The 19,984-nt window shown below is 71.8% G+C and carries 19 protein-coding genes; 5 read left to right on the top strand and 14 right to left on the bottom strand.

What is annotated here, in order from left to right; genetic code table 11:
• Positions 1-262 precede the first annotated feature (262 nt).
• Positions 263-1,969 (top strand): putative Ig domain-containing protein, encoded by a 1,707-nt coding sequence (locus ACZ6B8_RS25740; RefSeq protein WP_471608795.1) that lies wholly within the window; start codon positions 263-265, stop codon positions 1,967-1,969.
• Positions 1,970-2,023: 54 nt separating this feature from the next.
• Here the strand turns inward: ACZ6B8_RS25740 and ACZ6B8_RS25735 are convergent, their stop codons facing one another.
• Together ACZ6B8_RS25735 and ACZ6B8_RS25730 are read right to left on the bottom strand one after the other, a co-directional pair.
• On the bottom strand, positions 2,024-2,248 hold the full coding sequence (locus tag ACZ6B8_RS25735; protein ID WP_471608794.1) for a DUF6207 family protein: 225 nt from the start codon (positions 2,246-2,248) through the stop codon (positions 2,024-2,026).
• A gap of 97 nt (positions 2,249-2,345) precedes the next feature.
• Positions 2,346-2,777, bottom strand: coding sequence for a hypothetical protein (locus tag ACZ6B8_RS25730; RefSeq protein WP_471608793.1), 432 nt, complete (start codon positions 2,775-2,777; stop codon positions 2,346-2,348).
• A gap of 433 nt (positions 2,778-3,210) precedes the next feature.
• Here ACZ6B8_RS25730 and ACZ6B8_RS25725 point away from each other — a divergent pair, with 433 nt between their 5' ends.
• The 3 genes from ACZ6B8_RS25725 to ACZ6B8_RS25715 all read left to right on the top strand — a co-directional run bounded on the left by ACZ6B8_RS25725 (position 3,211) and on the right by ACZ6B8_RS25715 (position 6,332).
• Entirely contained in the window at positions 3,211-3,483 is a 273-nt protein-coding gene (locus tag ACZ6B8_RS25725) for a hypothetical protein (protein WP_471071234.1), read from the top strand.
• Between the two features lie 184 nt (positions 3,484-3,667).
• Positions 3,668-4,075: a RidA family protein gene (locus tag ACZ6B8_RS25720; protein WP_471071238.1), complete on the top strand. Its 408-nt coding sequence runs from the start codon at positions 3,668-3,670 to the stop codon at positions 4,073-4,075.
• 265 nt (positions 4,076-4,340) lie between these two features.
• Positions 4,341-6,332, top strand: a complete 1,992-nt coding sequence (locus ACZ6B8_RS25715) for an N-acetylmuramoyl-L-alanine amidase (protein WP_471608792.1) — start codon at positions 4,341-4,343, stop codon at positions 6,330-6,332.
• 139 nt (positions 6,333-6,471) lie between these two features.
• Here the strand turns inward: ACZ6B8_RS25715 and ACZ6B8_RS25710 are convergent, their stop codons facing one another.
• The 10 genes from ACZ6B8_RS25710 to ACZ6B8_RS25665 all read right to left on the bottom strand — a co-directional run bounded on the left by ACZ6B8_RS25710 (position 6,472) and on the right by ACZ6B8_RS25665 (position 15,564).
• Complete coding sequence (locus tag ACZ6B8_RS25710) at positions 6,472-6,651, bottom strand: hypothetical protein (RefSeq protein WP_471608791.1); 180 nt, start codon at positions 6,649-6,651, stop codon at positions 6,472-6,474.
• A gap of 108 nt (positions 6,652-6,759) precedes the next feature.
• Complete coding sequence (locus ACZ6B8_RS25705) at positions 6,760-6,933, bottom strand: hypothetical protein (protein ID WP_471071247.1); 174 nt, start codon at positions 6,931-6,933, stop codon at positions 6,760-6,762.
• Positions 6,934-6,949: 16 nt separating this feature from the next.
• The gene (locus ACZ6B8_RS25700; protein ID WP_471071250.1) at positions 6,950-7,429 is read right to left on the bottom strand and encodes a lamin tail domain-containing protein; all 480 of its coding nucleotides are present in this window, start codon (positions 7,427-7,429) and stop codon (positions 6,950-6,952) included.
• Between the two features lie 394 nt (positions 7,430-7,823).
• Positions 7,824-10,217: a glycoside hydrolase family 95 protein gene (locus ACZ6B8_RS25695; RefSeq protein ID WP_471608922.1), complete on the bottom strand. Its 2,394-nt coding sequence runs from the start codon at positions 10,215-10,217 to the stop codon at positions 7,824-7,826.
• Positions 10,218-10,393: 176 nt separating this feature from the next.
• Positions 10,394-10,894 (bottom strand): hypothetical protein, encoded by a 501-nt coding sequence (locus tag ACZ6B8_RS25690; protein ID WP_355809099.1) that lies wholly within the window; start codon positions 10,892-10,894, stop codon positions 10,394-10,396.
• 208 nt (positions 10,895-11,102) lie between these two features.
• Positions 11,103-11,345 (bottom strand): DUF397 domain-containing protein, encoded by a 243-nt coding sequence (locus ACZ6B8_RS25685; RefSeq protein ID WP_471071254.1) that lies wholly within the window; start codon positions 11,343-11,345, stop codon positions 11,103-11,105.
• A 108-nt stretch (positions 11,346-11,453) separates the two neighbouring features.
• A complete protein-coding gene (locus ACZ6B8_RS25680; protein WP_471608921.1) occupies positions 11,454-12,620 on the bottom strand; it encodes a thiolase domain-containing protein in 1,167 nt (388 codons plus the stop codon).
• Between the two features lie 8 nt (positions 12,621-12,628).
• Positions 12,629-13,708 (bottom strand): thiolase domain-containing protein, encoded by a 1,080-nt coding sequence (locus tag ACZ6B8_RS25675; RefSeq protein WP_471608790.1) that lies wholly within the window; start codon positions 13,706-13,708, stop codon positions 12,629-12,631.
• A complete protein-coding gene (locus ACZ6B8_RS25670; RefSeq protein WP_471608789.1) occupies positions 13,708-14,667 on the bottom strand; it encodes a Zn-ribbon domain-containing OB-fold protein in 960 nt (319 codons plus the stop codon). Before ACZ6B8_RS25670 ends, ACZ6B8_RS25675 begins: the two co-directional genes overlap by 1 nt.
• Before the next feature lie 96 nt (positions 14,668-14,763).
• On the bottom strand, positions 14,764-15,564 hold the full coding sequence (locus ACZ6B8_RS25665) for a crotonase/enoyl-CoA hydratase family protein (RefSeq protein WP_471071264.1): 801 nt from the start codon (positions 15,562-15,564) through the stop codon (positions 14,764-14,766).
• A 232-nt stretch (positions 15,565-15,796) separates the two neighbouring features.
• On the opposite strand from ACZ6B8_RS25665, the gene ACZ6B8_RS25660 reads away from it, so the two are divergent.
• Positions 15,797-17,410 (top strand): acyl-CoA synthetase, encoded by a 1,614-nt coding sequence (locus ACZ6B8_RS25660; RefSeq protein WP_471608788.1) that lies wholly within the window; start codon positions 15,797-15,799, stop codon positions 17,408-17,410.
• A 4-nt stretch (positions 17,411-17,414) separates the two neighbouring features.
• On the opposite strand, the gene ACZ6B8_RS25655 is transcribed toward ACZ6B8_RS25660, so the two are convergent.
• Complete coding sequence (locus tag ACZ6B8_RS25655; protein ID WP_471073440.1) at positions 17,415-18,314, bottom strand: LysR family transcriptional regulator; 900 nt, start codon at positions 18,312-18,314, stop codon at positions 17,415-17,417.
• Positions 18,315-18,446: 132 nt separating this feature from the next.
• Positions 18,447-19,946 carry a MocR-like transcription factor YczR gene (gene yczR, locus ACZ6B8_RS25650; RefSeq protein ID WP_471071270.1) on the bottom strand — a complete coding sequence of 500 codons (1,500 nt, stop codon included), beginning with the start codon at positions 19,944-19,946 and terminating at the stop codon, positions 18,447-18,449.
• Between the last annotated feature and the right edge of the window lie 38 nt (positions 19,947-19,984).

Genomic DNA, 19,984 nt, shown 5'->3' with positions numbered 1-19,984 from the left:
CCGGCCCCCCTCAGCCCCTCCCCCACACACGACAGGGGCCCTCCCGGATACCGCCCGCGCCCCGGCACCAGGACGCTGTGCCCCGTTCAGTGACGGCACGCCATCGCCCACACCTGCCTCACCAGGCGCCCGACCACCCCGGTTCACGACCGAACCGCCGCTGACACCCCGCCACCGGCACACCCGCTCCCGAAAGGACTCCCCCATGCGCACCCCAACACGCCGCTCTCGCCCTCGGTCTCGGCCTCTGCTGGCCGGCCTCGTGGCCGTCGCGGCCCTCGCCGGGCTCGGCGCCCTGCCAGGACCGCTCGCCCACGCCGACAGCAGCACCGCGCCCCCTCCCCTGCCCGCGGGGCTCCGCGCCGCCCTGGCGCGTGATCTGGGGCTGGATGCCGCTGGGGTACGCGAACGCCTGGCCGACGAGAGGCGCGCGCAGCGTGCGGCGACCGCCGTCCGTGCCACGGTCGGCGACCGCGCCACCGCGCTCTGGTTCGACGCGGCCGACGGCCGCCTGCACGTGTCCGTCACCACGGACCGAGCAGCCGCGGCCGTACGAGCCGTCGGAGCCGTACCGCACGGAACACGCACCACCCACGCCGAGCTGGAGGCGGTGACGCGGACGGTCGGTGCCTGGAGCCGAGGGGTTCCCGGGGTCCGCTCGTGGGGCCCGGACGCACGGTCGGGACGGGTCGAGGTGGTCCTCGACCCCGACGCGTCGACCAGTGCCACGAAAGACCTGCGGACCCGACTCGCCTCCCTCGGCGCTCTCGTACGCGTCGTCGAGTCCCACGACCTGCCCCGTCAGCAGGGCGGCGACGTGGTGGGCGGAGAGAAGTGGATACCCGGCAGCGAGTCCCCCTGCTCCATCGGTTTTCCGGTGACGCGGACCAGCGGCGGCGGCAAGGCGTTCCTCACGGCCGGGCACTGCACCAACGACACCGACCAGCCCGCGTACGGCAAGGACGGCACACGCGTAGGCACCTCGAACAGGAACGGTTCGGGGTCGGTCAACGCCCGCGAGGGCGACATGGGCATCGTCGACGTCGACCAGCCGGGCTGGTCCCTGGCGGCCAGGGTCGCGGGCTGGGGCAAGGGTGACGTCCCCGTGACAGGCTCGTCCGACGCGGTGGTCGGGACGGCCGTGTGCCACTCCGGTCAGACGACCGGGTACCAGTGCGGCGAGGTGACCAAGGTCGACCAGAGCGTCGACTACGGGAACGTGGTGATCGACGGACTCTCCTACACCAGCGCCTGTTCGGCGGGCGGGGACTCGGGCGGTAGTTACGTCACCGCGGCCGGAGGCAAGGCCGTGGGCCTGCACTCGGGCGGCGGCAGCGCGACCTGCAGCAGCGGAGGGGGCGAGAAGTTCACCATCTTCCAGCCGGTGAACGAGGCACTCGCCAAGTTCGGTGCCCGGCTTGCCACGTCGGACCCTCAACCCGGCGAGGTGACGGTGGCGGCCGTGTCCGCGCAGACCGGCTCGACCGGCAGTCCGGTGGAGCTGCGCAACAGCGCGGAAGGCGGAACGGCTCCCTACACGTGGACCGCCACCGGGCTGCCGCCGGGGCTGTCCGTTGCGGCGTCGACCGGCACCGTCACGGGCACACCGACGACCGCCGGGACGTACCAGGTGACGGTGACCGCGACGGACTCGGCCGGCAAGAAGGGGTCCACGTCCTTCGCGTGGAAGGTCACCGCGCCTGGCACGGGGGCGCCGCAGCTCGCCTCGCCGGGGAGTCAGACTGCCTACGTGGGGCGCCCGGTGAGCCTGCCGCTGACAGCGACCGGCGGCACGGCCCCGTACACCTTCACCGCGACGAACCTCCCCGCCGGGCTGGCCGTCCACCCCACGACGGGCGTGATCTCGGGTACCCCGACGAGCTGGGGTTTCCGCAACGCGACCCTGACGGTCACGGACGCGGCGGGCAGGAAGTCGTCCGTCACCGTGACGTTCACGGTCTGGTCCTGACCCGGGTCCCGCCCCCGTGAGCCGCCGCCCTCCTCTCGTTCCCTCGGCCTCCCGCTACTCCTCCGTCACCTGGGGCGTCTCGTCGGGCTGTGCCGCATAGACGTACTGGTGCACCACCACCCCGCCCTCGTCCGGCAGCGGCTCCGGATCGGTGGGGCTGGTGGCGTTCAGGTGGTCGGCGATGGCGTGGGCCACGGCGTTCACGGTCGTCGCGTCGGCGGAGTGGACGGTGATCCGGGCGAGGCCGGGATGGGTGAGATGTGCGCCTTGAGAAGTCATGCCGGAACAGACAACCCGCCCCATGGCGGCGGTTCGGGCAAAGCGGCCGCTTCATCCGGATAAGGGACCTTTGAGGCGGCAAGCTGCCCGCCCGGGCTCAGCCGGAGACGGGGAACGCCTGCGGGTCGACCTCGCAGTGGTCCACCGACTCCGCCAGGCCTCCGCCCCCGATCTCCACTCGGGCCGTCGCCTTGCCGTGGCCCGGAACCTTCACCTTCTCGCTCCGCTCCACGATGGTGATGCCGGCCGCGTCGACGAAGGTGACGGAGACGTAGAAGCGGCTCGTCCTGCCGTTGCTGTTCGTGACCTTGACGGTCGCGTACGGCTTCGCCGGACTCGCGCACTTCACCAGCTTGGCCTTGGCGTCGCGCAGCGCATGGCCGCCGGGCGAGCTGGAGGCGGTGGAGTCGTGGTTCGGCCTGCGGTTGTACGCTCCGCCGCTCGACCGGCCGCCGCTGCTTGCGCTCCCGCCGCTGGTGCTGCTGCCGTACGAGTCGTCGTCATCGTCGTAATCCGAACCCGCGGACACCGATCCCGAGGAACCGGAGCTGCTCGACGAGGAACTGTCGTGGTCCTGGCTCGAACTGCTGCACCCGCCCCCACCCCCGCCGCCTCCGTGACGGCTGCTTCCCCCGTGGCCTCGCCCCGTGGTGAACCCCGTCAGCGCGAGCGCCGACAACGTGAGTACGGCTGCAACTTTGCATGTGCGCCCCCGATTTGTCATTCGGCCATCCTACTTGCGGCCACTGACAGAATTCGGCCGGGGGCGACGCCGCCCCCTTCCTCATCGGCCTTACCGGAGACGGCAGTTGGCCCGAATTCGGCGTGTCGCACCATGGGGGCGATTCGTCCCTGCGCCGCTTTGAAGTCTATCGCGTAACGACATTCCACACTTTATGCAAGCGAATGCGAAGGGCTGGCCCCCGGGGTCGCTGTCAGTGGTGGCTGAGACGCTGGACCGTATGGACAGCGACGATGAGCAGCTGCTGCGCGGCCGGGTGTACGGCCAGGATCACGAGCAGCCGGGCCCGCGGCCGGGACAGCGCTACGCCGAACTCGTCGGCGGGCCGCTGGACGGGCTGCTGCTCGACATCACCGGGTGGACACCGGAGGAGATCGACACGGGCGTCGCGCTCCCGACGGAGCTGGGGCGCTTCGGAGCCGGAGGACGGGCGACATACGGGCCGCGCCCGCGCGACCCGGGCCGCTTCGACTGGTCCGGCGACACCCCGTGAACCGCGAGCGGGCCGGACCCGCACCGACCTGTTGGGTCACCATCAGGTTCCTCGGTCACCCAGAAGTGCGTTCTTCCACGTCAGCGGCGGCTCTCCTACGGTTTTGGAGTAACGACGAGGGACGCGTACGCACCATGTCCACGAGCGACGCGTACGGGCCCCGCACACGAGAGGGCGGCACAGCATGACCATCACCCTGGTGAACCCGAGCGGCCTGCCGGAAGTCGCCCCCTACCATCAGGTCTCGATCGCGTCCGGGTCCCGCCTCGTCCACATCGCGGGGCAGGTCTCCTGGGACGCCGACGGTGTCACGGTCGGCGAGGGCGACCTCGCCGCGCAGGTCGAGCAGTGCTACCTCAACATCGGGACCGCCCTGTCCGCGATCGGCGGCTCCTTCGCCGACGTGGCGAAACTGACCGTCCACGTCGTCGACTGGGTGCCGGAGAAGATGCCCCTGTTCCTGGAGGGCGTGGCCAGGGCCGCCGCGAAGCTGGGGGTCACTCCGGTGCCGCCCGGCACCCTGCTGGGCGTCGCGGCGCTGGACATACCCGCCCACCTGGTCGAGGTGGAGGCCACCGCGGTCCTCGACTGAGGCCGGCGACCGGAAGGCTCCACCGAACAGGTGGATCTCGTGGAGCCCCCCACCCCCTCATTGGTCCACGCCACTGACGCGACGCAGGCGGTGCCGCCGCCTGTGGCGAAAACCCGACCCCAACCCGCCGAACCCCGCGCTGACATGGGAAATCCCGTGCCCTGGGCATGATTGACGGATCGTCGGAGAGCCGGTACCACTGACCCACGCCCGGCCCCGCACGCCCCGTCACGCTTCACCGGCCCAGAAGTCCCAGGAGGCTGCATTGCGAGCATCCGGCACCGCCCCCACCCCGTCCGCGCGCAGACGTACCGTCAGGACGGCAGGCGCCCTCGCGGCGGCCGGCCTGCTGGTACCGCTGCTCGGCGCGGCTCCCTCCTCGGGCGCGCCCCGACCGACCTCGGCGGACGGGCTGCAGGAGGCCTTCGCGGCCGCCGCCACCGAGTACCGCGTACCGCAGAGCGTGCTGCTCGGCGTCTCGTACCTGCAGTCGCGCTGGGACGGGCACGGCGGCGCGGCCAGCGTCACCGGCGGCTACGGCCCCATGCATCTGACCGACGCCCGCACCGCCCTGGCCTCGGCCCCGCACCACAGCGAGGGCACGGAGGACGCGCGCGGCGACACATCCCGCCCGGCCGCGCCGCCCACCACCGAGGTGCCCGCGGAGTCCGAACTCCCCGCGCGGCTCAAGACATTGCCCCGCGCGGCGAAGCTGACCGGCAAGTCCGCGCAGCAGCTCCGCACCGATCCCGCCGCGAACGTCGCGGGTGGCGCGGCGCTGCTCGCGGCGGCCCAGCGGGGGCTCGGCAAACCCCTGAGCGGCGATCCGGCCGACTGGTACGGCGCGATCGCCCGCTTCTCCGGGGCGGACGATGAGGCCACGGCGGCCACGTACGCCAACGACGTGTTCGCGGTGATGCGTGACGGCGAGCGGCGCACCACGGACTCCGGTCAGCGGGTGGCGCTCGCCCCGGTGCCGGGGCTCAGGCCCGATGCCGCACAGGTGCGACGGATGGGGCTGCGCAAGGCGCCGGCCGGCCAGACGGAGTGCCCGAAGACGGTGTCGTGCGAGTGGATCCCGGCGCCGTACGAGGAGTTCAAGGACCCGCAGGGCAACCCGGACTACGGCAACCACGACCTGGCGGACCGGCCGAAGAGCCAGAGCATCGACTCGATCGTCATCCACGACACCGAGGGCCGGTGGGAGGGCGTCCTGAACCTGGTGCAGGACCCGACCTACGTGTCGTGGCACTACACCCTGCGTTCCACCGACGGCCACATCGCCCAGCACGTCAAGGCGAAGGACGTCGCCTGGCACGCGGGCAACTGGTACGTGAACTCCAAGTCGATCGGCCTGGAGCACGAGGGGTTCCTCACCGCGCCCGACACCTGGTACACGGAGGCGATGTACCGCACGTCCTCGCGGCTGGTGAAGTACCTCGTTAAGAAGTACGGCATCCCGCTGGACCGCCAGCACATCCTCGGCCACGACAACGTCCAGGGCACGGTGACGTCGTCGATCCCCGGGATGCACACCGACCCGGGGCCGTACTGGGACTGGCAGCACTACTTCACGCTGCTCGGCAAGCCGTTCAAGGCCACGAAGGGCAAGGGCGGCGGGCTGGTCACCATCGCCCCCGACTACGCCAAGAACCGTACTGAGTACACGGGTTGCGTCAAGCCCGGTGAGACGTGCGCGCCGCACGGTTCGGCCGCGGTGCGCGTGCACACCGAGCCGCGCGACGACGCGCCACTGGTCAAGGACATCGGCAGGCGCCCCGGCGGCCAGGACTCCACGATCGACGTGAACGACACGGGCGCGCGGCTCTCCACCGGCCAGCAGTACGCGGTGGCCGACCGCCAGGGCGACTGGACGGCCGTCTGGTACCTGGGCCAGAAGGCCTGGTTCAAGAACCCGGAGCAGCAGCCCACCGCGGTGGACGCGCGAGGCTCCGTGGTGACGCCGAAGGACGGCGCGGCCGAGGTCCCCGTGTACGGACGCGCGTACCCGGAGAAGGAGGCGTACCCGGCGGGCGTGCCCGTGCAGACCGTCTCACCCCTGCCGTACAAGATCCTCGCGGGCCAGAAGTACGTGATCGGCGACAAGGTGCCGGGCGAGTACTTCTACGCCCCGACGTTCGACACGGCGCCGCACAAGGTGGTGCGCGGCAAGGACATGTACTACGTGATCCAGTACGGGCACCGGGTCGGGTACGTGCGGGCCGCCGACGTGAAGGTGGTGCGGTCGGCCGCTTAGCGACGTCAGATGAGCGTCGGGTCCGGGTCTGCAAGGGGCAGGCCCGGACCCGACGTACGACCGGCCCCTCTCCTGCGATGCGGAAAGGGGTGCGTGCCACCGGCGCACGCGTTCTCCTCGAAGAGGCGGATCGGGGGATTCAGAGAAGCCCGCCCAGGAGTCCGCCGAGGAGACCGTCGAGGAGGCCGCCCAGCAGGCCTCCGCCCCCCTTGCCGCCCTGGGTGGTCGCGGCGGGGTCGTCGGCCATCGCGGTGCCGGCGCCGATCATCAGGACGGTCACGGTGGTCATGCCCGCGGTGAGAAGTCGACGAGTACGCATGAACCTCACTCCAATCGGTACGTGGAGTCTCCAGTGCAGCGGTGCGTCCGCCGTGCCGCATCCCGCGCGTGGCATACGAGGGACCGTCGGCGGCCTGGCCTCATGCGCTCAGGCGGTGCCCACTCCGCCGGTGCCGCCGTTGCTGAGCGCATCGATGTGAGCGCCTGAACCAGCCGCTCCGAAGTCGTCGTTCCAGTGGGCCTGCCGGAACCGGTCGCCCCGCGACCCGCGCACGTCCGCGCCGGGCAGCACAGGCTGCCCGGCGCGGACGGGATCACTCACTCACCCCGTGGAAGGGTCAGTGGTGGTTGTGGTGGTGTCCCCCGCGGCCCCAGGACTTCACGTCCACGGTGCGGTCGTGGTCGTTGCGCAGGATCGCCTTGTCGGCGTGGTTGTCCCACACGTAGTGGCGACGGTCCTGGTAGAGGTCGGCGCGGGTGTCGTGGCCCACTCCGGTGTGGACCTTGACCGACGACCGGCCGGCGAGCCAGACGTTTCGGAAGTGGTAGGTCTGGCCGTCGCGGTTGCGCAGCGTCCAGCCCTTCAGGTTCACCGAGTGCCGGGTGGTGTTGGTGACCTTGACCCATTCGGCGTTCCGCGACCGGTTGGAGTTGTCGTCACGGCCGGGGCTGTCGGCCTGGACACCGCTGATCGCGACCTGCGGCTGCCGGTGGTGGCCGTGGTCGGCGGCGGCGGCCGGCAGCGCGACGGTCGAGATGACGGCGCCGACGGTCACGGCCGTGGCGGCGATGCGGCGGGCGGTCGAAGAAGCAGACATGGTGCTGTCCCCTCAAGAGCAGTGCTCCACCAGCCGATACCGAGACTGGTGGGTGCGCGGTACGAGTTCCCGGTCCGGTGTGGGCCGAGGAACCAAACTGTGAAGCTTCGGTGACGCCTCCGGCAGGCCGACCAGGATCAGTTACGAATCACGGACATTTCCGTAACCATTGCCTGAACGTCTCAGCAGCTCATAAAAGTCGTGACCCTGACATTCACTGAGCTCTACACCCACCCGTTGAAAGATCAATGGCAAGCGCTTGTGCGCTCCGGCGCACGGCCGGTGACACCGCCGAGCACATCACCCGAACGGACCTGTCCGACTTGGTAACGACCGTTCTGCACATTTCTTCGCACGTGCGGTCCCGCCCCGCACGCATCGCCGAAGGACAAGGTCAGTCGAAGACATATCGTCGGCCCGCCTGCGCCTTCACGCTTTTCTCGCCGTTGTCCTTGCCCTTGCCCTTGCCCGCGTCGAACAGCGTGCTGCGCAGGATCAGTTCCCGTGTGCGTGACGCCTTCAGGACGATGCGGGTGGCGCGGCCCGACGCCCAGTCGATGTCGACGGTCGCGCCGCCGCGTACCCGCAGTCCGCGGACCGAACCCTTCGGCCAGGTCGTCGGCAGGGCGGGCAGGATCTCGATCACGTCGTGCTGGCTCTGCACCAGCATTTCGACGATGCCCGACGTCGCGCCGAAGTTCCCGTCGATCTGGAAGGGCGGGTGGGTGTCCCAGAGGTTGGGCAGCGTCGAGGACTTGAGCTGTTCGCCGAGCATCCTGTGCGCGTGGTCGCCGTCGTACAGCCGCGCCCAGAAATTGATCTTCCAGGCCTTGGACCAGCCGGTGCCGCCGTCGCCGCGCGCCGTGAGGGAGACCTTCGCCGCCTCCGCCCACGTGCTGCCGGGTTCGATCTGCCGTCCGGGGTGCAGGGCGTAGAGGTGCGAGACGTGGCGGTGGTCGTCCGTGCGGCCGTCCAGATCCGCCTTCCACTCCTGGAGCTGGCCCCAGGAGCCGATGCGCAGGCCCGGATCCAGGCCGTCCAGGGTCTTCTCGAGGTCGGCGCGGAACGCCGGTGAGTCGCCGAGCACCCGGGCCGCTTCGAGGGTGTTCGTCAGCAGGTCGTGGACGATCTGCTGGGCCATCGCGCCGCCCGCGGTGAAGTCGCCGTGCTCGGGCGAGTAGCTGGGCGTGACGACGAGGGTGCCGTCGCGCGGGTCGGTGCGCAGGTTGTCGAGCCAGAACTCGGCGGCCTCCTTCATCGCCGGGTACGCGGTGGCGCGCAGGTAGTCCGTGGAGCCGCCGAAGCGGTAGTGCTCGTAGAGCTGGGCGGTGAGCCAGGCGGCGGCCTCGGGGAACCAGAAGGACGTCGCCCAGTCGTGCACCCCGGTGAAGCCGTAGGGGTTGGTCTCGTTGTGCACGACCCAGCCGCGGCTGCCGAACATCTCCTCGGCGGTACGCCGGCCGGGCGCGCGCAGCGCCTCGACGAAGCGGTCGTAGGGGGCGGTCGTCTCGGGGAGGTTGGCGGCCTCGGCGAGCCAGTAGTTCATCTGGAGGTTGATGTTGGTGTGGTAGTCGGCCGACCACGGCGGAGTGGTGCTGTTGTTCCAGACGCCCTGGAGGTTGGCGGGCAGTGAGCCGGCGCGCGACGAGGCGATGAGGAGGTAGCGGCCGTACTGGAAGAAGAGCGCCTCCAGCGCGCGGTCGGCGGCAGCTGCCGCCTGCGGGTCGGCCCCGGCGGACGCCGCCCCGTACTCCTTCAGCAGCCGGTCCGTGGGCATGCCGTCGGGGAGCGCCTGCCCGATGTCCAGGGTGACGCGGTCGAACAGGGCGCGGTGGTCGCGCAGATGGCGGGCGCGCAGCGCGGCGTGGCCCGTCGCGATGGCCTTGTCGACGGTGCGGGTGACGGCGGCGTGCGGGTCCTCGCGCCGGTACGCGGGGAAGGTGTCGGCGTAGTCCGTGCCCGCCGCGAGTACGAACCACAGGTGGTCGGCGCCGGTCACCGTGATGCCCCCGTCGTCGTGCGCGACGCGCGTCCCGCCCTGCTGCACCACGCGCAGTTGGGCCTCGAACTTCAGCGCGTTGTCGGCGAGTTCGCCCCGGACGGCGATCCGGTCGTCGTGCGCGGTGGCGGTGCAGTCGGCGCGCGGCGAGGAGTGGCGGAGCGTGCAGGTGAGCTGCGCGGGCCGGTCGGCGGAGAGTCGTCCGACGATCACCCCGTCGGGGTACGAGGCGAAGAACTCCCTTCGGTGCCCCGTGTGTTCCTGGCGGTACGTGACGGTCGCGAGGCCCTGTCGCAGGTCGAGGGTGCGGCGGTAGGAGGTGTCGGACGCCGCTGGGGCGCCGGCCACGTCGATGTGGAGGTCGCCGAAGGTCTGGTGGGCGCCGTAGCCGCGGCGTGGCTGGCCGAGCCGCGCGGCCACGTCGTCGGGGGTCAGCCGCCCCCGCGCGGCGAGGTCGTCGCGGACGGCGTCGAGCGCACCGGGCCGGGGCGTGCGCCAGTTGCCGAAGTCGTAGCCGTCCCGGGAGCCCGGGCCGCCGGTCCACAGGGTCTTCTCGTTGAACTGGAGCCGTTCGGAGCTGAGGGTGCCGAAGACCATGGCGCCGAGCGTCCCGTTGCCGATGGGCAGGGCCTCCCGCTCCCAGTCACCGGCAGGTCTGTCGTACCAGAGCGTCAATTCATCGGAGGTGTCGCGCTTCGCTTCCTCGGCGGCCGCCACTCCGGGGCCGGCGGCCGCAAGTGCGCCACTCCCTGCGGCGAGCCCGGCAGCACTGCCGAGCGCGGACTTCATGGTCGTCCTGCGCGTAATCCCGTGGGTCCCCTGAGTCATGACCGGTCACGTTAAAAGTCCGATGACTGGCTGGCAAGAGCACGACACAAAACTGCCCCGATCCCTGGACCGGATCGGGGCAGTGCGCGGAAGGAAGTGCGGATGCGCGGGGCGAGCCCCGGCGCGCGGGCGGCGGCTCAGCCCTGCTGGAACAGCTCGGCGGGCAGCGGCTTGAGCAGTGCGTACAGGTCGTCGGTGATCGGACGGTCCCAGGCGGCGATGGTCACCAGGACGTTGTCACTGCGGTCGAACTGCACGCAGGAAATCCGGCTCTCGGAGAGCTTGAGGCGGCGCACGATGAGGAGGTTGTCCCCCTGCATCACCGGCAGGTCCTCGGACGAGACGACGGTGACCTCCTCGTCGTTCTCCAGGGCCAGGAGCAGCTGGGCCACCTCGAAGGGGACCTCGCCCTCGGCGGTCTCGCGGGCGGGCGAGCCCTCGGGGAGGTTGCCGATGATCATCGCGGGGCCTCGGCCGCCGAACAGGTCGTACCGCAGGAAGACGCCCTGGCAGCTGCCGTCGGGGGCGGGCAGCAGGCCCGCGCCGAGATTGCCGGGCCAGTCACCGGGGTCCATGGCCAGGACGTCGAAGTCCGGGCCCGCGGGAGTGGCGGAGCTGCGGCGGCGGAGGAAGGACATGCGCCCATGGTACGTGGCCTCCGGCCTTTCCCGACGCGGGGGCGGGGCGCCCTCGCGGACCGCCGGGCGCGGCGCGACCAGCCACGGAGCACCGGCGGCGGGCGCGGCGGGGGAAGCGAGGGACGGCCTCCTCACCGGCACGGCCCGTCCGGCACCGCGTCGGTGCCGGACGGGCCGTGCGTCCTGACCACGAGAAGCGCGCGCCGGCCTACGTCAGGTCGAACTCGCCCGCGCGGGCGCCATGGACGAAGGCTCCCCACTCCGCCGGGGTGAAGATGAGGGAAGGGCTCTCGGGGCGCCGACCGTTGCGCATCGCGACGAAGCCCTCGACGAAGGCGATCTCCACATCGCCCTGCCCCTCGCTGCTCGATCGCCAGTCCGCCGTGCTGAGGTCGAGCTCCGGCTTGTCCCAGCCCGCGAGTGGATGGTGCTGAATGGTGCTGTCGGCCACGTCCGTGCTCCTCCCGAATGCGTCGTCCGGCGCCAGCCTAGCTTTCGCTCCGGGCGCCGGACAGGCCGCGAGGGCAGGACTCCGGTTCGCCTGGCGGGCCGGGTGCCGTCAGGTGGTGGGGGGTTCGACGCCGACCAGCCACATGGCGAAGAACTGCGAGCCGCCTCCGTAGGCGTGGCCCAGCGCCTTACGAGCGCCGTCGACTTGGTGCTCCCCCGCCTGACCGCGCACCTGGAGCGCCGCCTCGGCGAAGCGGATCATCCCGGAGGCGCCGATGGGATTGGTCGACAGGACACCGCCGGACATGTTCACCGGAAGGTCGCCGTCGAGTTCCGTCACTCCGGCCTCGGTGAGCTTCCACCCCTCGCCCTCCGCCGCGAAGCCGAGGTTCTCCAGCCACATCGGCTCGTACCAGGAGAACGGCACGTACATCTCGACGGCGTCGATCTCCCGGCGCGGGTCCGCGATGCCGGCCTGCCGGTAGACGTCGGCGGCGCAGTCCTTGCCCGCCTGCGGGGAGACGAAGTCCTTGCCCGCGAAGAGGGTCGGCTCGCTGCGCATCGCCCCGCCGTGCATCCAGGCCGGCGGCCGGGGTGAACGGGCCGCGCCCGCACGGTCGGTGAGGACCATCGCGCAGGCGCCGTCGGAGGACGGGCAGGTCTCCGAGTAGCGGATCGGGTCCCACAGCATCGGTGACGCCTGCACCTTCTCCAGCGTGATGTCCTGCTCGTGGAGGTGGGCGCAGGGGTTCTTCAGGGCGTTGCGGCGGTCCTTGTACGCGACGAGCGAGCCAACCGTGTCGGGCGCGCCGGTGCGCCGCATGTAGGCGCGCACGTGCGGGGCGAAGAATCCGCCGGCTCCCGCGAGCAGCGGTTGCTGGAAGGGGATGGGCAGGGAGAGGCCCCACATCGCGTTCGATTCCGACTGTTTTTCGAAGGCGAGGGTGAGGACGGTGCCGTGCACGCGGCCCGCGACCAGGTTGGCGGCGACCAGCGCGGTGGAGCCGCCGACGGAGCCCGCCGTGTGGACGCGGAGCATGGGTTTGCCGACGGCGCCGAGGGCGTCCGCGAGGTACAGCTCCGGCATCATGACGCCCTCGAAGAAGTCCGGGGCCTTGCCGATGACGACGGCGTCGATGTCCGCCCACGTCAACTCGGCGTCCGTCAAGGCGGCTTGAGCGGCCTCCCGGACCAGTCCGGCGATCGACACGTCCCGCCGCGCGGCCACGTGTCTGGTCTGTCCGATCCCGACGACGGCCACGGGCTCCTTGCCCACCGGAGTGCTCATCGTGCGTCTCCTTCCAGGACGGCGACCAGGTTCTGCTGCAGGCAGGGCCCGGACGTGGCGTGCGCGACGGCCCGGTCCGAGGCGCCCCGGTGGATGCGGGCGGCCGCCTCGCCGAGCCGGATCAGCCCGGCGGCCATCACGGGGTTGGCGGCGAGGGCGCCGCCGGAGGGGTTGACCGTCACGTCGTCGCCAAGTTCGAGGGCCTTGCGCAGGACGACCTCCTGGGAGGTGAACGGGGCGTGCAACTCCGCGGTGTCCACGGGACGTTCGAAGACTCCGGCGCGTTCGGCGGCCAGTCGTGTCGAGGGCGAGTCGGTGAGGTCCCGCACGCCCAGGGCGTGGGCCTCGATGCGGTGGTCGATGCCCCGGATCCAGGCCGGCCGTTCGCACAGCTCCCTGGCCCGGTCCCCCGCGGCCAGGATCACGGCGGCCGCTCCGTCACCGATCGGCGGGCAGTCCCCGGTGCGCAGGGGGCGGACGGCGTACTCGCCCTGGGCGACCGAACCGCTCAGCTGCGCATGGGAGTTGCCCGCCGCGTCGGCACGGCTGCGGCGCGCGACGCCGGCCAGCGCGGGCTCGTCCGTCTCGCCCGCGTCGATCAGGGCCTGCGCCTGGAGGGCGGCGAGCGCCACGGAGTCCGGCCAGAGCGGGGCCACGTAGTACGGGTCGAGCTGGCGGGTCAGCACGTCGCGCACGGACCCGGGCGAGGACTTGCCGTAGGCGTAGACGAGCGCGGTGTCGGCCTCGCCGGTCTGCAGCTTCACCCATGCCTCGTACAGCGCCCAGGCGCCGTCCATCTCGACGTGCGACTCCGAGATCGGCGGCCAGGCGCCCACCCCGTCGAGTGCCATCGTGAAGGAGAAGGCGCGGCCCGCGAGGTAGTCGGAGGAGCCGGAGCAGGTGAATCCGATGTCGCTGGTCTTCAGGCCGGTCGCGGCGAGGACCTCGTGCAGTACCGGCATGAGCATCTCGACCTCGGAGAGCTCGTCGGTGGTGCGCAGGTGGTCGCTCTGCCCGAAGGCGACGACGGCGACGTCGCGGACGGGTCGCATCACAGTCGGCTTGCGGGGCGCCATCAGACCAGCTCCTTGTACGTGTCGTAGTCGGCGTCGGGCTCACCCGTGGGCCGGTAGTGGTCGGGGTAGCGGCCGCCCTCGGTCCACACGGGTTCGACGCGCAGGCCCATGCGGACCTCGTCGTAGGGGATGCCGGCGATGCGTGCGTGCAGGGCGAGGTCGGCACCGTCCAGCGCGATGTGCGCGTAGACGTAGGGCACTTCGATGTCGAGGTTCCTCGCCTTGATGTTGACGATGCAGTACGTGGTGACGGTGCCGCGCGGCCCGACCTCGACCCGCTCCACCGTGCCGACCCCGCAGGTGGGGCAGGCGCCGCGCGGCGGGACGTACACCTTGTGGCAGGAGGGGCAGCGCTCACCGACGGTCTTGCGCTCGGAGAGGGCGTGGATGTAGGCGCTCTGGGCACGGCCGGGCGAGTAGGTGTAGTCGAGCCGGGCGGCGGCGACTATCCCGGTGACGGGATCGGCGAACTCCCCGCTGTGCGGGGCGCTTTCGGCTGCTGCGCCGGCTTCCTCGTACGGTTCGAAGCAGGCGATGTCGGTGATGGCGCCGACGCGTTCGGCGGTCCAGCGGACGCGGACGCGCATCCCGGTGCGGACGGCGTCGGGGCCCGGGGCGTCCAGGGCGTGGAGCAGCGCGGTGTCGGCGCCGTCGAGCCGTACCAGGACCCAGGCGAAGGGGGTGTCGAGGGGCTGGCCGCGGCGGGGGTCGTGGTTCCAGGCCCAGGTGGTGACGGTGCCGGTGGGGGCGACCTCCACCAGGTCGCGTATCTCCTCGGCGGTCACCGGGTCGTACTCGACGGGTGGCACGAGGGTGCGTCCGTCGCCGGTCCTGACCCCGAGCAGGGTGCGTTCGCGCAGCCCGGTGAGGAAGGCGCTCTGTACAGGCCCGAGGGACCGGGTGAAGGGGAACTCGACGACCAGCGGGGCGCGCAGGACTTCGGGGGACGCTGATGCCATGACCGGGACTCCGTTTCATGCGACGACGGGGCGCCCCGGAGGGGGGGCGCGGGGACCGCGCGGCCGGCCACGGCGGCCTCGCGGTCGGGGTGAGGGCTACGCGCGCCGGAAGACGGGGGCGCGCTTCTCCGCGAAGGCCCGGGAGCCCTCCTTGGCATCGGCCGTGTCGAAGACGGGCCAGCCCCGCTTCAGTTCGGCCGCGAGGCCCTCGGTCTCCGTCAGCTCCGCGGCCTCGTAGACGGAGGCCTTGACCGCCTCCACGGCCAGTGGCCCGCACGCGTTGATCTGCTCGGCGATGACCAGCGCCTTCTCCAGCGCCGTGCCGTCCGGTACGACGTGTCCGACGAGGCCGACGGCGGCCGCCTCCGCCGCCGAGTAGGGCCGCCCGGTGAGCAGCATCTCCAGGGCGTGCGTCCGCGGGATCTGCCGGGGCAGCCGCACGGTCGACCCGCCGATGGGGAAGAGTCCGCGCCGGACCTCGAAGAGCCCGAAGGTGGCGGATTCACCGGCGACGCGGATGTCGGTGCCCTGGAGGATCTCCGTACCGCCTGCCACGCAGTAGCCCTCGACCGCGGCGATGACGGGCTTACGGGGGCGGTGGTGACGCAGCATCGCCTTCCAGTGCAGATCGGGGTCGGCCTGGAGGCGGTCCCGGTACTGCTCGCCTTCCATGCCCTTGCCCGCGAGGGCCTTGAGGTCCATGCCGGCGCAGAACGCGCCGCCCGCGCCGGTGAGCACGATGGAGCGGACCTCGTCGTCCTCGTCGGCCGCGAGCCACCCGTCGTAGAGGCCCACGAGCATCGCGAGGGACAGGGCGTTCTTCGCCTCGGGCCTGTTCAGTGTGAGTATCAGTGTGGCGCCCTCGCGCCGCACGGAGAGGTGTTCCGTCCCACCCATGTGCCGTGCTCCCTCCATCGACGGCCACCGCGCGGGCGGCCTGTCGCCTCCGGACCTGGAACAGGTTGCAGTAGCCGGGGAGCCAGTTCAATAGTTTTCTGACACTCAGTCAGTTTTCTTCCGCGGGGGCCCTTCCCACTTGGGGGCCGCTCTGCTCTGATGACCGCCAAGCCGGCCCGACGAACCGCCGGGCCGGACGTCGCCGTGGGGCACCGGGGTCAGGAGGAGTGCGGTGGAGTACAACCTTGCCGACCTGTTCGAGTCGGTCGTCGACGTGGTCCCCGACCGTGAGGCGCTCGTCTACATCGACCACCCCGGCACCGGCGCGGAGCACCGGCGGACGTACGCCGCGCTCGACGCGGCCGCCAACCGTATCGCCCACCACCTCATCGACAGCGGCCTCAGGCCCGGCGAGCACCTGGGTCTGCACCTGTACAACGGCGTCGAGTACCTGCAGACCGTCCTCGGCTGCCTGAAGGCACGCCTCGTACCCGTCAACGTCAACTATCGCTACGTGGAAGAGGAGTTGGTCTACCTCTACCGTGACGCGGATCTGGCGGCGCTCGTCTTCGACGCCGAGTTCACCGAGCGGGTCGCGGCGGCGCTGCCGCGCACGGAGAAGCTGCGCCACCTGATACGGGTGGGGGCGCCGCCCGCGGACGCTCCCCCGCTCGACGTGGTGGCCTTCGCCGATGCGGAGGCGGCGGGTTCCCCCGAGCGCGGCTTCGGCCCGCGCTCCGGGGACGACCTCTTCATCATCTACACCGGCGGCACGACCGGCATGCCCAAGGGCGTGATGTGGCGCCAGGAGGACCTGTTCTTCGCGGGGCTCTTCGGCGGCGAGCCCACTGGCGAGCCGGTGAAGCGCCCCGAGGAGCTGGCCGAACGGGTCGCGGCGGGCGGCCCGGGCCTCACCTTCTTCCCCGCTCCCCCGTTGATGCACGGCACGTCGACGCTGACGTCGTTCATCGCCTTCAACTACGGGCAGCGGGTGGCCCTGCACCGCAAGTACGTCCCCGAGGAGGTGCTGCGCACGATCGAGAAGGAGAAGGTGTCCAGCGTCTCGCTGGTCGGCGACGCGATGCTCAGGCCGCTCATCGACGCGCTGCGCGGCCCGCTCGAGGGCACGGATCTGTCGTCGTTGTTCAGCGTCTCCTCGTCCGGGGCGATCATGTCGGAGACGGTCCGCGCCCAGTTCCAGGAGCTGGTCCCGAACGTGCTGCTCCTGAACAACTTCGGCTCGTCCGAGTCGGGTTCCAACGGCCGGGCGACGGACGACTCGGGTCCGGAGAAGGGCTTCCGCCTGGAGGTCAACGAGCGGACGCAGGTAGTGGATCCGGCGACGTACGAGCCGGTCCCGGTGGGCGAGCCGGGCCGGCTGGCCCAGCGCGGCCACGTACCGCTCGGCTACTACAACGACCCGGCGAAGACCGCCGAGACCTTCTTCCAGAAGGGCGCGGAGCGCTGGGTGCTGCTCGGTGACATGGCGACGGTCGACGAGGACGGCATCGTCACCGTGCTCGGGCGCGGTTCGCAGTGCATCAACACGGGCGGCGAAAAGGTGTATCCGGAGGAGGTCGAGCAGGCCCTGAAATCCCATCCGGACGTGTACGACGCGCTGGTGGCCGGGGTGCCCGACGAGCGGTGGGGCAGCCGGGTGGCGGCGGTCGTCCAACTCCGTTCCGGAGCACCGGCGTTGGACCTGGCGGCGGTGCAGTCGCACTGCCGTGAGCGGCTCGCGGGCTACAAGATCCCGCGCGCCGTCGTCTTCACGGACCGCATCCAGCGCTCCCCCAGCGGCAAGGCCGACTACCGGTGGGCGAAGACGGTGGCGGCCGCGGGGTAGCCCGCTAGGCGGCGGACTCCGCCCCCAGGACCGCGGCCGCCAGGTGTGTGCGGAACCAACGGTGCCCCGGGTCCGAGGAGTTGCGCGGATGCCAGGCCATGCCGAGCTCCACCGGTTCCAGGTCCAGCGGGATCGGGAACGTGCGCAGGCCGAGGGCCGAGATGGTGTCCGAGAGCCAGTCGTCCAGGGTCAGCGCGACGAGGTCGGTGTTCCTGGCGAGCACCATGGCACTGGTGTGGCTGGGCACGACGACCGCAGTTCGGCGCCGCAGGCCGAGGGCCGCGAGGGCACCGTCGATGGGGCCCTCGCGTTTGCCGAGCCGGGAGATGCCGATGTGGTCGGCGGCGGCGAAGCGGCGGGCGTCGATCGGCCCGTCGAAGAGGGGGTGGCCGCTGCGGGCGACGGCGACCACCCGGGTCCGCGCGAGCCGCTGGGTCCGGATCTCCGGATCCAGGTGCCCCAGCGAGCCCAGTTCGACGTCCAGCCAGCCCTGTCGCAGCGCGGGGCCGCCCTCCACCGACTCCGGCAGGAAGACCACGTCCACGTGCGGGGCCGCCGCGTGGATCCGTTCGGTGAGCGTGCCCGCGAGCCCCGCCAGGAGCAGGTCGGTGGCCTGCACGGTGAAGGTGCGTTGGAGCCGGGCGGCGGCGAATCCGGCCCCGGGGCGCAGGAGGTCGTCGCAGCTGCGGAGCAGCTCGCCGACCTCGCCGCGGAGTTCCAGGGCGCGCGGGGTGGGGACCATGCGCTGCCCGGCGCGGACCAGCAGCGGGTCGCCGACGGCGCGGCGCAGGCGGGCCAGTGTGCGGCTGACGGCCGCGGGTGACGTGCCGAGCCGCTCGGCGGCGCGGGTCACGCTGTTCTCCTGGAGCAGGGCGTCCAGCACGCGCAGCAGGTTGAGGTCCAGTGCCAATTCCGAGCTCCTGAGCTGCGTCTTCACGTCCGGTTCGAGGGGTGGATGTTGATTTTGGCACGGTGCCACCTTCCCGCCGCATCCAGCGCGGAGGGAACGCGACGCGCGTCTCCGCGCACCCCCGCTTCAGGCCACCCAGTGCGGGCGTGCGGCGGCCGGTGACGGCACCGGGCCGTCGGCGAGTGCGGCGGCCATCCGGCGCACCGCCTCGCGCACGGTGTCGGGCGCGGTCGTGTACGGGATGCGGAGCCGCTGTTCGAAGACGCCCGGGTCGGTGGCGAAGCACGAGCCGCTCTCGATCCGTACCCCGTGGTCGAGCGACCGCTCGGCCAGAGCCGACGCGATGGGCTCGCCCAGATCCACCCAGAGCGACAGTCCGCCGGGTGGCAGGTGCCAGCTCCAGCCGGGGAGGTGGTCGGTCAGCGCGGCGGTGAGCGCGGCGCGCCCCGCCCGCAGCTGCTCCAGCCGACGGGGCAGCAGGTCGTCCGCCCGGTCGAGGAGGTCCAGGGCCAGGAGCTGGTCGAGGACGGAGCCGCCCATGTCGGTGGCGACGCGCTGCCCGGCGAGTTCGGTGACGAGCCGGGCGGGCGCCCGCAGCCAGCCGATGCGCAGGCCCGCCCAGTGGGTCTTGCTCATGGAGCCGAGGGTGATGAGCTGGCCGGCGCCGCCCGGCGCGGCGTGCGAGGCGAAGGGCGCCGGCGCGGGTACGTCGAGGGCGAGCTCGGCGAGGGTCTCGTCGACGACGAGCCAGGAGCCGCACCGGCGGGCGGCACGCAGCGCCACGGCCCGCTCCTCCGGCGGCATGAGGCAGCCGGTCGGGTTGTGGAAGTCCGGGATCAGATAAGCGAGTTGGGGAACCGTCTGGCGGAATGCCGACTCGACGACCCTCCTGTCCCAGCCCTCTTCGGTGACGGGAACGGAGACCGTGCGCAGCCGGCCGCGGCGCATGGCCTCCAGGGCGTTCGGATAGGAGGGGTTCTCGACCAGGACGCGGTCACCGGGGCCGCTCAGGAGACCCAGGACGAGGGTCAGCGCGTGCTGGGCGCCCGAGGTGATCAGGATCTGCTCGGGCACGGTGGCGAGCCCTCGCCGGGTGTAGCACTCGGCGACGGCGGCCCGGAGTTCGGGCAGGCCGTAGGGGTGGTAGCCGGGGGTGTGCGCGTGGGCCGCCAGCTGGGACGCGACCCGGGCGAGGGCGTCGGTGAGCTCCCGCTCCGGCAGGCCGGGCGCGGCTCTGGCCAGGTCGATCGCGGTGTCCTCGGCCGCGAGGAATCGGCGTACGCCGTGCGGGGCGCGCCCCTCGGGCAGCGCGGTCCAGGTGCCGGCGCCCTGACGGCTGTGCGCGTAGCCGCTCTCGCGCAGCAGGTCGTACACGGCGGTGACGGTGGTTCTGCTGGTGTCGAGCGCGGCCGCCAGCTCGCGTTCGGCGGGCAGCCTGACGTGCAGGGCGATCCGGCCGTCCAGGATCAACTCGCTGATGGCGCGGGCCAGATGGCGGTAGGCGGGCCGCATGCCGGCGGGGTCGGGCAGCAGCGCGGCGAGCTGGCGGCTGCCGAGCGTCGTCCGGTCCGCCCTGCGGACCCGCTCGTCCGGGGCCGGGGGCCGCTGGGGGCGCGCGTCGACCACACCATTCTCCTGAAATTGGCTGTGCTTTCCGGGCCAAT

The organism is Streptomyces sp. NPDC041122 (assembly GCF_055592445.1).
Note: the sequence above shows the minus strand (reverse complement) of the source record. Positions and strands in the feature narration are given on the sequence as shown.